This is a genomic window from Lysinibacillus sp. GW247-5R2A (genome assembly GCF_059424475.1).
Window position 1 is genome coordinate 120351 of the sequence record NZ_JBWKZL010000013.1, and the last position, 13210, is coordinate 133560.

The following is a 13210-nucleotide window of genomic DNA, read 5'->3' on the forward strand; positions in this document are numbered from 1 at the left end:
AGGCTTTTTCTAACATGGCATATGAAAAATTAGCAGTACAAGACAAGGCAGTATTAGAAGGAATTCTTGCAGAAAAAACACGTCAACAAGCAAATATCGAATTGATTGCATCTGAAAACTTTGTTTCTGAAGCAGTTATGGAAGCTCAAGGTTCTGTACTGACAAATAAATACGCAGAAGGTTATCCAGGTAAACGCTACTATGGTGGCTGTGAACATGTAGACGTTGTTGAAGATATTGCACGTGATCGTGTGAAAGAAATCTTCGGAGCGGAATACGCAAACGTGCAACCACACTCTGGTGCGCAAGCGAATATGGCTGTATACCACACAATTTTAGAACCAGGTGACACGGTTCTTGGTATGAACCTTTCACATGGTGGTCATTTAACGCATGGATCTCCTGTAAATTTCTCGGGTATTCTTTATAATTTTGTGGAATATGGTGTAACAAAAGACACACAAGTTATCGATTACGAAGATGTACGTCAAAAAGCATTAGAGCATAAGCCAAAACTTATTGTTGCGGGTGCTTCTGCATACCCACGTGAAATCGACTTTTCTAAATTCCGTGAAATCGCAGATGAAGTAGGTGCATACTTCATGGTGGATATGGCACATATTGCTGGTCTTGTAGCTGTTGGCGAGCATCAATCTCCAGTTCCGTATGCAGACTTTGTTACATCAACTACACATAAAACATTACGTGGACCACGTGGTGGATTAATTCTTGCTTCAAAAGAATGGGAGCAAAAATTAAACAAATCTGTATTCCCAGGAATTCAGGGTGGACCATTAATGCATGTCATTGCTGCTAAAGCTGTTGCATTTGGCGAAGTGTTACAACCAGAATTTAAAGACTATGCAAAACAAATAAAATTAAATGCAAAAGCTTTAGCTGAAGTTCTAATTGAAGAGGGCGTTGAAATTGTATCTGGTGGTACAGACAACCACTTATTACTATTAAACGTTAAATCTCTTGGTCTAACAGGTAAAGTAGCAGAGCATGCATTAGACGAAGTGGGCATTACAACTAACAAAAATACAATCCCTTACGATACGGAGTCTCCATTCGTTACTTCAGGTATTCGTATCGGTACACCAGCTGTTACATCTCGTGGCTTTAAAGAGGAAGATATGAAAGAAGTAGGTGCAATTATTGCAGCTGTTCTTAAAAACCCTGAAGATGAAGCGGTTCAAGCGGATGCAAAAGATCGCGTCAAAGCATTAACAGATAAACATCCATTATACGCTTAATCGCATGTATAGACTGTGTTTAGAGTGAAAATTTCACTTTAAACACAGTTTTTTATTTAAAATTAAGTAGAATAATCCTCTTTATTTTGAATAAATTTACATATAATCAGTAGAAAACGATATATTATAGTAGGCTGAGGACAGATAGTGTCCAAGAAAAGAAGTTTTTTTTAATAAAAGTGAAAATTTAATTAAATATTATGTACAATGGAAATGGGATGAAGTGATAGAGACGGAGGGGTTGGATGGTCACTAAATCGTTAGATGTAGATAATGATGTTTTATTAAATAGTATTCTTAAATTAGGGGATAATTCTAAGGAAAGCTATGTAATTTTTGATGCAACAAATCATCATATTATAGTAGAGTGTAATGAATCCTTTTGTAACCTTACAAATGCTTCGAGGTCACAAATCCTAAAAACTAATTACTTTGCATGGCTATCAGATGAGAAAATGACAACCATTAAAATGATCAAAGAAAATATACATAACGGTATCATGGTGCAAGCGAAGCTACATCACAAAGGTATCAATAAACCCCTATTCTGGGCAGAAATACAAGCACTCCCATTTCGGAATGATGCAAATATTACGCAATATGTGTTGGTCCTTATGAAGGATGTTACGTATGATCATACAGAAGATTTCTTAATGCGTTTAGAAAATGATATGTATAAGGCGATAGAGAGAGATAGCTCTTTTGAGCAAAAGATGCATATTATTTGTCATGGAATTGATGAGTTTTTTATGCCCAATACTTCAAGCATGGTTCTCATTAAAACAGAGAGCAATCTATTACAGGCTTTTACAGATAATTGTCGAAAAAAAGATGTACCGAGATGCTGTGAAAATAATGATTTTTTTACGAAGGTTATGCAATCAGAAACTTCTATTTTCATTGAAAACTTGGATGAGGTACATATTCCAGATGAACATAAACAGTTTGCTGCCTCATCTCACAAACCGTATGGATTATATATACCTATACGCAATCAACAGCGACAAGTCATAGGGCTCTTTTCAATATATTATGAGCAAGCACAGAATGACTCCTCCTATTTTAAAAGTATGTTTCGTAAAATTGGTGCGCTTGTTGCCTTAGCGTTTACGTATGCAAGAGCACAAAGAAAAATATGGGATCTAGCCTATACTGACATTACAACAGGTTTACCTAATCGTCATAGCTTTGTGAATTTCCTCGAAAAAGAGGTTGAACGTGGACAAAATGGTTATATCAAAATTGTAAAGCCAAGCGAATTTCATCAAGTGGTTGAATTGTATGGGCGAGAATTTGGCGATGAATTATTAAGGCAGCTCGCCAAACGGCTAGAGCAAGACAAACCAGCGGATCGCGAATATATTGCTAGATTTACTAGCTCGAGTCTAATTTTATCCACCATGACTTTCGATGAAAATTTAAATAAATATGAAAGCCGTATCAAAGAGACAATTCGGCAGCCATTTATAATAGGAGGAAAACAAATCTACATCACATTAAAAACAGGTATTGCTTCTTTTAATGATGACATAAAGATTAATGATGCAATCCGGTTTGCTGATAATGCGCTCTCCTTTGCTACCGATAAACCAGGTACACATACTGAAATTTTTACGACAGAAAAAAATGACGTTCTTGTACAGCAAATGACTGTTTTAAATCATTTGTCACAGGCAATCAAAAATAAAGAAATTACAGTTCATTTACAGCCAAAAGTAGATTTGCGGAATGGAGAGATTCAAAGTATAGAGGCTCTTGCGCGCTGGATATCCCCAAAGCTAGGCTTTGTGTCACCAGCAATCTTTATTCCAGTAGCGGAAAGTGCAGGAAAGGTTAGAGAAATTGACGTTTTAGTTTTAGAAACTGTGCTTTCATGGCTGGCAGAGCGGCAAAAGTTAGGAAAGAAATTAGTGAAAATAGCAGTCAATATTTCACCTGATCACTTTTACTATACGCATTTTGTTCCAGATACGCTAAAGCTCGTTCGGAAGTATGGTATAGAACCAAGTAATATTATATTGGAAGTAACAGAAAATATAGGGTTAGTAGATTTTCAATCTGCCTATAAAATTATTCAAGAATTAAAAAGCTATGGTTTCAATACATCCGTGGATGATTTCGGAACAGGATTTTCTTCATTGAGCTATCTGCAACAATTACCATTCACTGAATTAAAGATTGATCGAAGCTTTATTAATGCGTTAGAGGATCCAGCAACGCTTGCTATTGTACGCTCGATTATACAATTGGCATTAAACTTAGGAATGATTTCTGTGGCTGAGGGAATTGAAACAGAAGAACAGGTTGAAATACTCCGTGCATTAGGTTGTACCGTTGGACAAGGATTTTTCTATTTTAAACCAATGGCAATAGAAGAGTTAGATTTAATTCTTGATCAATAACTCACTTTGTCCAAAGAAAATATAATAAAAGGAGTTGCCTTAAATTTATTTTTGAGGCGGCTCCTTTTTTCTGTTATACTAGTTGAGATAAAAATGAAATCCGAACGGTTAGGAGAGAATCCCTTTGAGCAAAGTCTATGTATTTGATCATCCACTAATCCAACACAAATTAACTTATATTCGCGACAAGAATACAGGTACAAAAGAATTTCGTGAGCTAGTAGACGAAGTAGCAACACTTATGGCTTTTGAAATTACACGTGATATGCCGGTGGAAGAAATTGAAATTGAAACACCTGTAACGATTGCGAAAACAAAAGTACTTTCTGGTAAAAAGCTAGCGATTGTACCGATTCTACGTGCAGGAATTGGTATGGTAGATGGCGTGCTAAAGCTTATCCCTGCAGCAAAAGTTGGCCATATTGGTCTTTATCGCGACCCTGAAACTTTAAAACCAGTTGAATATTACGCAAAACTTCCAGCAGATGTGGAAGAACGTGATTTCATTATTGTAGATCCAATGTTAGCAACTGGTGGTTCAGCAGTGGAAGCTATTAACTCATTGAAAAAACGTGGAGCTAAAAACATTAAATTCATGTGCTTAATCGCTGCACCAGAGGGTGTCAAAGCTATTCAAGAAGAACATTCAGACGTAGATATTTACATTGCTGCTTTGGATGAAAAGTTAAACGATCATGGCTATATTGTACCTGGTCTAGGTGATGCCGGAGACCGCCTATTCGGCACAAAATAAAAATGTTGTTATGAATTTCCTCATTTAGGAAACTAATAATTTGTGAAAGCGTCCTTCAAATTTGAAGGGCGTTTCATAGTATGTCAAGGTAAGTACCCCTCATGTTGAACTTCAACAGATGTGGTGTCCTTTTCATACAATAACAAAAAGGACGGTGCAGATCGTTTTGATGAAAAAATGGAAAGTAATGACGATTTTTGGGACAAGACCAGAAGCAATTAAAATGGCTCCTCTTGTTTTGGAGTTACAAAAGTATCCTGAGCAAATAGAATCTATTGTAACAGTAACAGCACAACATCGCCAAATGCTAGATCAAGTACTAGAGACATTTGAAATAACACCAAACTATGATTTAAATATAATGAAAGATCGTCAAACATTAATTGATGTGACGACAAACGCATTGCAAGGTTTAGATCAAGTAATGAAAAAAGCGCAACCGGATATCGTTTTGGTACACGGTGATACAGCAACGACTTTCATTGCAAGCTTGGCAGCGTTTTATAACCAAATCGCAATTGGGCATGTTGAAGCAGGACTGCGAACTTGGAACAAGTATTCACCATACCCTGAGGAAATGAATCGCCAGTTAACAGGTGTAATGGCTGATTTACATTTCGCACCAACAGAAGTATCTAAAAAGAATCTTTTAGATGAAAATAAAAACGCTGATACAATATTTGTAACAGGTAATACGGCTATTGATGCATTAGCTACAACTGTTAGCGAGCATTACACGCATCCTGTATTAGACAAAATTGGCGAAGATCGCATGATTTTATTGACGGCACATCGTCGCGAAAATCTTGGTGAGCCCATGCGTCATATGTTCAAAGCAATCACTAGAATTTTAGCTGAGCATGATGATGTTCAAGTGGTATATCCAGTCCATATGAATCCTGCTGTAAGAGAAATCGCGAATGAAATTTTAGGTGACAATGCACGAGTACATTTAATAGAGCCACTCGAAGTATTTGACTTCCATAACTTTGCGGCGAGCTCTTACATGATTTTAACGGATTCTGGTGGCGTCCAAGAAGAGGCACCATCTTTAGGGAAGCCAGTTCTTGTCCTTAGAGACACAACAGAGCGCCCTGAAGGAATTGCAGCTGGAACATTAAAGCTAGCAGGAACTGAAGAAGATACAATTTATGCCTTAGCTAAAGAATTGTTAACAGATAAAAAGGCTTATGAGGCAATGGCACAAGCGTCAAATCCATATGGTGATGGACATGCATCTAAACGAATTGTAGAGGCATTGCTAGGTTTTTTACAAAAAACTAATTAATGTACTATAATTTAATTGAAAAATAAGTCTAATGTACCTGTTGAATTGGGTAAGCTAATTTATGAGCATAATTATGTCGTAAATTAGCTTTTTCTATGAGCCAAGAAAATAAGAACATTTGAAACTATGAAATTTCATACACAAATTTGTCAACAATTTGACAAGAGTATATAGGTTGTGAAGTTTTTCTCTATTACCAATTGACTTCAAATATCACCTATTGTATGCTTACAAAGGGTAAGAATGATAAGGGTTTCAGTCATAATTAGGACGTTGAAACACTTGTTATATCAACTTTCTACTAAATTGACAGTTCAAAATAAAACTGTCGATTTGCAACGTTTTGTGCGTTTCGGTTTTTACCGAGTTGGTAAGGGGTGTAAGTTATTTTTTGGGTATTTACACCTGTAATTGAAATGACTCTCCCATTACTATTCCGCTGTGAGTAGTGCCTTTCACTGCTCTTTTCTGATTTCACATGGTGGTCAGCAAACGCTTTCAATACTCGAAAATTTGATTCAGGAGATTACAACCAATGCTAGATTTGCATCACATTTTTGCTGTGCAGAAGAGGGCGTTATTTTTTTTGCTTGCACTCTGCGCATTAGGCTGGGGATTCACTTCCTTTCAAACTGTATTTGCGGGCATCGCAGTCGGTGCATTCTTTGGTACGTATAATTTTTGGATTCTAGTTCGCCGTATGGAGAAGTTTGACAGGTCCATTAGTGAAGGGAAGAAAATAGGCTCACTTGGTACAGCACTGCGCTTTGGATCAGGTGTTGCGGCAGTCGCAATAGCCATTTCGTTGCCAAACTATTTTCACTTAATTAGCACGGTCATAGGGCTAATGATTCCGTACGTTTTTCTCTTTGTCGAGAGAATTGTGTCACATGTAAGGAACCGCTAATGTGCTTTAAATTAGAAAGAGAGGTGAAAAATAACAATGAATCATGAAGCTCCGTTACTAGAAGTCGGTTTTTTAACTTTTAATAAATCGACAGTTCTGATGTTACTAGTTGCTGCAATTATCGTATTTTTAATTGCCTTTATTTCAACTAGAAGCTTAAAACTAAAACCAACTGGTATGCAAAACTTCATGGAATGGATTATGGACTTCGTTAAGAATATCATCAAAAGCAATATGGACTGGAAAACTGGTGGTCGATTCCACATTCTGGGTATTACGCTAATTATGTTTATCGCAGTATCTAACTTATTAGGTCTTCCATTCTCAATCGCTTATGGTCATGAACTTTGGTGGAAATCACCAACAGCTGACCCAACTGTAACGATGACGTTGGCAACGATGATTTTAGTTTTATCGCATTTCTATGGTGTAAAAATGAAGGGTACTGGCCATTATGCTGGTACATTCTTTAAACCAATGTCTTTCATGTTCCCACTTAAAATAGTAGAGGAATTTGCAAATACATTAACGTTAGGTTTACGTCTTTACGGTAACATTTACGCGGGTGAGATTTTACTTGGCTTATTAGCCGGTTTAGCATCATCAGGTGCTGTGGGATTCATCGGGGCAATCGTTCCAATGATGGCATGGCAAGGTTTCTCAATTTTCATCGGCTTTATCCAAGCCTTTATCTTCACAATGTTAACAATGGTTTACATGGCTCATAAAGTGAGCGATGACCATTAATATAAAGCATATATCATATGCTTGAACCACAAAAAAACAAACAATTCCAAGGAGGAAATTTTCAAATGACAGGTTCATTAGGTTTATTAGCAGCAGCAATCGCAATCGGTTTAGGTGCACTTGGTGCAGGTATCGGTAACGGTCTTATCGTATCAAAAACAGTAGAAGGTATTGCTCGTCAACCAGAAGCTCGTGGCGTTCTTCAAACTACAATGTTCATCGGGGTTGCATTAGTTGAAGCCCTACCGATCATCGCAGTAGTAGTAGCATTCATCGTAATGAACAAATAATTCAGTTGTACACTGAATTTTACTAGTGGCGAAGCAGGATTCTCCAGATGAAACTTCGCCCTTCATTTTGGAACGGATAAAAGCTATGTGTAAATATAGCTTTTTAAAATAGGTAGTTTTTTAAGTCCATAAATTATGTTGAAGTTAAAGCTCTTGAAGGGAGTGAAACAATCGTGTTTTTAGATAATCTTGTACTAGGTGCTGGCGCTGGTCAGTTCAACAGCGGAGACATCATCGCAACATTAGTTATCTTTTTAGTATTAATGTTCTTACTTAAGAAAGTCGCTTGGGGTCCACTTATGGGCATCATGCAACAACGTGAAGAGTTAGTAGCGAGTGAGATCGAAGCAGCTGAAAAAGCGCGTAAAGATTCGCACCAATTTTTAGAAGAACAAAAGAGCCTTCTTAAAGAAGCTCGTACGGAAGCACAATCGATTGTTGAAGGCGCTAAGAAGCAAGGCGAACTACAAAAAGATGAAATTCTTACTGCAGCTCGTAATGAAGCAAACCGCTTGAAAGAATCGGCTTTACGTGAAATTGAGTCTGAAAAAGAAAAAGCTATTGCAGCTGTACGTGATGAAGTCGTTTCATTATCTGTACTTGCAGCATCTAAAGTCCTTAGCAAAGAGATTTCTGAGGCAGACAACCGTGCTCTAATTGAAGAGACGATTGCGAAGGCAGGGGAAGCTCGATGAGTAATTCAGCTGTAGCAAAACGTTACGCTCAAGCGCTTTTTGAATTAGCGCAACAAAAAAATATTCTTGCTGAAGTTGGAGCAGACTTAAACGAGTTAACAAAGATTGTTAAAGAATCTCCGGATTTATTAACGCTTTTAAATGCTCCAAAGTTCTCTATCGGACGTAAGAAACAAATGGTAGCTGAAATCTTTGCAGGTGCAACTCCAGAGGTTTTACGCACAGTTCAACTATTAGTTGAGAAAAAACGTGTAAACGAAGTGAAGCTTATTGCAAATGCATATGCTGAGCTTGCTGCAAAGGCACAAGGTACTGCAGATGCAACAGTATTCTCTACTCGTGCACTTTCTGCTGAAGAAAGCGCTAATATTTCTACAACATTTGCGAAGCTTGTAGGGAAACAATCATTAAACATTACAAACGAAATTGATCCATCACTACTTGGTGGTATTCGTGTTCAAATCGGTAATCATATTTACGATAGCTCAGTAGCGAACAAACTTGAGCGCCTAAAACGTGAATTAATCGGTTAATAATTTAGAAATGTGAGAGGTGACATACATGGGCATCAAGGCTGAAGAAATCAGCAGTCTGATTAAACAACAGATTGAGAATTATGAATCTGAACTTAAAGTAAGCGAAGTTGGTACAGTTATCCGTATTGGTGACGGTATCGCTCTTGCTCATGGCCTCGACAACGCCATGGCTGGAGAACTTCTTGAGTTCTCTAATGGTGTTATGGGTATGGCTCAAAACCTAGAAGAAGGTAACGTTGGTATCGTAATCTTAGGTCCATACACAGACATCAAAGAAGGCGATGAAGTTCGTCGTACAGGTCGTATCATGGAAGTACCAGTTGGTGAAGAACTAATTGGCCGTGTTGTAAACCCACTTGGTCAACCAGTGGATGGACAAGGTCCAATCAACACAACTAAATCTCGTCCAATCGAAAGTCCTGCTTTCGGTGTAATGGCTCGTAAATCAGTACATGAACCATTACAAACTGGTATCAAAGCAATTGACGCTTTAGTACCAATTGGTCGTGGTCAACGTGAGTTAATCATCGGTGACCGTCAAGTAGGTAAAACATCTGTAGCAATCGATACAATCTTAAACCAAGATGGCGAAAATATGATTTGTATCTATGTTGCAATCGGTCAAAAAGAATCAACTGTACGTGGTGTAGTTGAAACTTTCCGTAAGCACGGTGCATTAGATTATACAATCGTAGTAACTGCTGCTGCATCTCAACCAGCTCCATTACTATTCTTAGCACCATTTGCTGGTGTTTCTATGGCAGAAGAATTCATGTTACAAGGTAAGCACGTATTAATCGTGTATGATGATCTTTCTAAACAAGCATCAGCTTACCGTGAACTTTCACTTCTTCTACGCCGTCCTCCAGGTCGTGAAGCTTACCCTGGTGACGTTTTCTACTTACACAGCCGCTTACTTGAACGTGCTGCGAAGTTAAATGAAACATATCAAAATGGTTCTATTACAGCACTTCCATTCGTTGAGACACAAGCTGGGGATATCTCTGCATACATCCCAACTAACGTTATCTCAATTACTGATGGTCAAATATTCTTACAATCTGACTTATTCAACTCAGGTGTACGTCCAGCGATTAACGCCGGTCTTTCTGTATCCCGTGTAGGTGGATCTGCTCAAATTAAAGCGATGAAAAAAGTTGCGGGTACACTACGTCTTGACTTAGCTGCATTCCGTGAGCTTGAATCATTTGCTCAATTTGGTTCAGATTTAGATAAAATTACACTAGCTAAACTTGAGCGTGGTAAACGTACGGTTGAAGTTCTTAAACAAGACCTAAACAAACCACTTAAAGTTGAAAAGCAAGTTGCAATCCTTTATGCATTAACTAAAGGTCACTTAGATGATATTCCAGTACAAGATATCGTTCGCTTTGAAAGTGAGTTCTTAAGCTGGTTAGATTCAAACCACACAAACGTTTTAGATCACGTTCGTACTACAAAAGAGCTTGCTCCTGATGCTGATTACGTAGCAGCTTTAACGGAGTTCAAAAAAACTTTCGCTAAATCAGAATAAGTTCGAGCTAGTCACTTGATTAAAAAACAAAAGGTGGTGAAATACCAGTGGTAAACTTACGCGAAATAAAAGGTCGTATTAATTCTACAAAGAGTACGAAACAAATTACGAAAGCGATGCAGATGGTTTCTTCTTCTAAGTTACGTCGTGCAGAGCAAAACGCTAAAGCGTACGTTCCTTACATGGAAAAAATTCAGGACGTAGTAGGCGCGATCGCTTCAGGAACAAAAGACAGTGGACACCCAATGTTAACTGCTCGTCCTGTTAAGAAAACAGCTTACTTAGTCATTGGTTCAGACCGTGGTCTTGCAGGTGCTTATAACTCAAGTATCCTACGTCAAGTACAACGTACAATTGACGAGCGTCATAAATCTAAAGACGAATACGTGATTTTAGCAATCGGTCGTGTTGTACGTGACTACTTTGTGAAACGTGATCATAATGTCATCAGTGATGTTGTCGGTCTTCCGGACCAACCTACATTTGCTGATATTAAAGAAATCGCTCGTAATGCTGTTGGTATGTTCATTGACGGTACGTATGATCAACTTTATATGTACTATAATCACTTTGTCAGCGCTATTGCTAACGAAGTGACAGAGAAAAAACTTCTTCCATTAACAGATCTTGCACCTGCTAGCAGCAATGCTTCTTACGAATTTGAGCCTTCTGGTGAAGCAATTCTTGAAGTGTTACTTCCACAATACGCGGAAAGCTTAGTTTATGGCGCATTATTAGATGGAAAAGCAAGTGAACATGCTTCTCGTATGACGGCTATGAAAAATGCAACTGATAACGCATCTGATCTTATTTCAGACCTTTCATTGCAATATAACCGTGCGCGTCAAGCGGCGATTACACAAGAAATTACAGAAATCGTTGGTGGAGCTGCAGCCTTAGAATAGGCCAGCTTCCCAATGTCGTATAAGAATACGATAGGAGGATACACAGTAATGAATAAAGGACATGTTATTCAAGTAATGGGTCCAGTTGTTGACGTAAAATTTAACAATGGCCAATTACCAGCAATCTATAACTCACTAACAGTTAAGATTGAACGTCCTAATGAAGAACCAACAATTCTTGCATTAGAAGTTGCGCTTCATTTAGGTGATGATTCTGTTCGTACAATTGCAATGTCATCTACTGATGGCTTACAACGTGGAGCAGAAGTAACAGACTCAGGAAAAGCTATCTCAGTACCAGTTGGTGAAGTTACTTTAGGTCGTGTATTCAACGTACTAGGTGAAGTAATCGACTTAGGTGAAGAGATTCCAGCTGACGCTCGTCGTGATTCAATTCACCGCGAAGCACCAACATTCGAAGAACTTTCAACTACAGTTGAAATTCTTGAAACAGGTATCAAAGTAGTAGACTTATTAGCACCATACATTAAAGGTGGTAAAATCGGTCTCTTCGGTGGTGCCGGCGTAGGTAAAACAGTATTAATCCAAGAATTAATCAATAACATCGCACAAGAGCACTCTGGTATCTCTGTATTCGCTGGTGTAGGTGAGCGTACTCGTGAAGGGAACGACTTATTCTTCGAGATGAGCGATTCAGGCGTTATCAAGCAAACAGCGATGGTATTCGGTCAAATGAACGAGCCACCAGGTGCACGTATGCGTGTAGCTTTAACTGGTCTTACAATGGCAGAGTACTTCCGTGATGAGCAAGGTGCTGACGTACTTTTATTCATCGACAATATCTTCCGTTTCACGCAAGCAGGTTCTGAGGTTTCTGCCCTATTAGGTCGTATGCCTTCAGCGGTAGGTTACCAACCAACACTTGCTACAGAAATGGGTAAACTACAAGAGCGTATTACATCTACGAACAAAGGATCTGTAACTTCTATCCAAGCGATCTATGTACCAGCCGATGACTATACTGACCCGGCTCCAGCTACAACTTTCGCCCACTTAGATGCAACTACTAACCTTGAGCGTAAATTATCAGAAATGGGTATCTACCCTGCGGTTGACCCATTGGCTTCGACTTCACGTGCATTATCACCTGAAATCGTAGGCGCTGAGCACTATGCAATTGCTACTGGTGTACAACGTACAATCCAACGTTACCGTGAATTACAAGATATCATTGCAATTTTAGGTATGGATGAGTTATCTGATGAAGATAAACAAACAGTAGAACGTGCTCGTCGTATTCAATTCTTCTTATCACAAAACTTCCACGTAGCGGAACAATTCACTGGTCAAAAAGGTTCTTATGTACCTGTAAAAGAAACTGTTCGTTCATTCAAGGAAATCCTTGATGGCAAATGGGATCACCTACCAGAAGATGCTTTCCGTCTAGTTGGTTCAATTGATGAAGTAGTTGAAAAAGCGAAAAGCATGGGCGTAGAGGTTTAATACTAGGGACGAGGAGGAAAAAATATGAAGACAGTTCTAGTCAATATTGTCACTCCCGACGGCCCGGTATACGATTCTGAAGTATCAATGGTAATCGCTAAAACAACTTCAGGAGAAATCGGTGTTCTTGCAGGCCATATTCCAATGGTTGCTCCACTTGCAATTGGTGCAGTGAAGCTGAAAAAAGCAGACGGTTCTACTGACATTGTTGCTGTTAGCGGTGGTTTCATTGAAGTTCGTCCAGAAAAGATCTCTATTTTAGCGCCTTCTGCTGAAGTTGCTGTAAATATTGATGTTCAACGTGCAAAAGAAGCCGTTAAACGTGCTGAAGGACGTCTTCAAGGTAAACAAGACAACATTGATTTCAAACGTGCTGACCTAGCATTAAAACGTGCGTTGAATCGTATCAACGTTCATGAGGGTAATATCTAA

General features: G+C 38.5%; 13 protein-coding genes. All 13 read left to right on the forward strand.

Annotation, left to right across the window (positions count from 1 at the left end):
- Positions 1-14: 14 nt before the first annotated feature.
- The 13 genes from glyA (at position 15) to AC07YC_RS19225 (ending at position 13210) form a co-directional block, all read left to right on the forward strand.
- Complete coding sequence (glyA, locus tag AC07YC_RS19165; protein ID WP_336636981.1) at positions 15-1256, forward strand: serine hydroxymethyltransferase; 1242 nt, start codon at positions 15-17, stop codon at positions 1254-1256.
- A 245-nt stretch (positions 1257-1501) separates the two neighbouring features.
- A complete protein-coding gene (locus AC07YC_RS19170; RefSeq protein WP_494920160.1) occupies positions 1502-3658 on the forward strand; it encodes a putative bifunctional diguanylate cyclase/phosphodiesterase in 2157 nt (718 codons plus the stop codon).
- Between the two features lie 124 nt (positions 3659-3782).
- Positions 3783-4412, forward strand: coding sequence for a uracil phosphoribosyltransferase (gene upp / locus AC07YC_RS19175; RefSeq protein WP_008180557.1), 630 nt, complete (start codon positions 3783-3785; stop codon positions 4410-4412).
- Between the two features lie 166 nt (positions 4413-4578).
- Entirely contained in the window at positions 4579-5700 is a 1122-nt protein-coding gene (gene wecB / locus AC07YC_RS19180; RefSeq protein ID WP_336636983.1) for a non-hydrolyzing UDP-N-acetylglucosamine 2-epimerase, read from the forward strand.
- 535 nt (positions 5701-6235) lie between these two features.
- On the forward strand, positions 6236-6607 hold the full coding sequence (locus tag AC07YC_RS19185) for an ATP synthase subunit I (RefSeq protein WP_008180553.1): 372 nt from the start codon (positions 6236-6238) through the stop codon (positions 6605-6607).
- Positions 6608-6643: 36 nt separating this feature from the next.
- On the forward strand, positions 6644-7354 hold the full coding sequence (atpB, locus tag AC07YC_RS19190) for a F0F1 ATP synthase subunit A (protein ID WP_036123061.1): 711 nt from the start codon (positions 6644-6646) through the stop codon (positions 7352-7354).
- 65 nt (positions 7355-7419) lie between these two features.
- The gene (gene atpE / locus AC07YC_RS19195) at positions 7420-7644 is read left to right on the forward strand and encodes a F0F1 ATP synthase subunit C (protein WP_004269474.1); all 225 of its coding nucleotides are present in this window, start codon (positions 7420-7422) and stop codon (positions 7642-7644) included.
- Positions 7645-7817: 173 nt separating this feature from the next.
- Positions 7818-8339 carry a F0F1 ATP synthase subunit B gene (gene atpF / locus AC07YC_RS19200; RefSeq protein WP_008180548.1) on the forward strand — a complete coding sequence of 174 codons (522 nt, stop codon included), beginning with the start codon at positions 7818-7820 and terminating at the stop codon, positions 8337-8339.
- Entirely contained in the window at positions 8336-8872 is a 537-nt protein-coding gene (locus AC07YC_RS19205) for a F0F1 ATP synthase subunit delta (RefSeq protein WP_008180546.1), read from the forward strand. Before atpF ends, AC07YC_RS19205 begins: the two co-directional genes overlap by 4 nt.
- Positions 8873-8900: 28 nt before the next feature.
- Positions 8901-10409 (forward strand): F0F1 ATP synthase subunit alpha, encoded by a 1509-nt coding sequence (gene atpA / locus AC07YC_RS19210; protein WP_008180544.1) that lies wholly within the window; start codon positions 8901-8903, stop codon positions 10407-10409.
- 47 nt (positions 10410-10456) lie between these two features.
- On the forward strand, positions 10457-11314 hold the full coding sequence (gene atpG / locus AC07YC_RS19215) for an ATP synthase F1 subunit gamma (RefSeq protein WP_008180542.1): 858 nt from the start codon (positions 10457-10459) through the stop codon (positions 11312-11314).
- 48 nt (positions 11315-11362) lie between these two features.
- Positions 11363-12778 carry a F0F1 ATP synthase subunit beta gene (gene atpD / locus AC07YC_RS19220; RefSeq protein ID WP_008180540.1) on the forward strand — a complete coding sequence of 472 codons (1416 nt, stop codon included), beginning with the start codon at positions 11363-11365 and terminating at the stop codon, positions 12776-12778.
- A gap of 24 nt (positions 12779-12802) precedes the next feature.
- Positions 12803-13210 (forward strand): F0F1 ATP synthase subunit epsilon, encoded by a 408-nt coding sequence (locus tag AC07YC_RS19225; RefSeq protein WP_025114765.1) that lies wholly within the window; start codon positions 12803-12805, stop codon positions 13208-13210.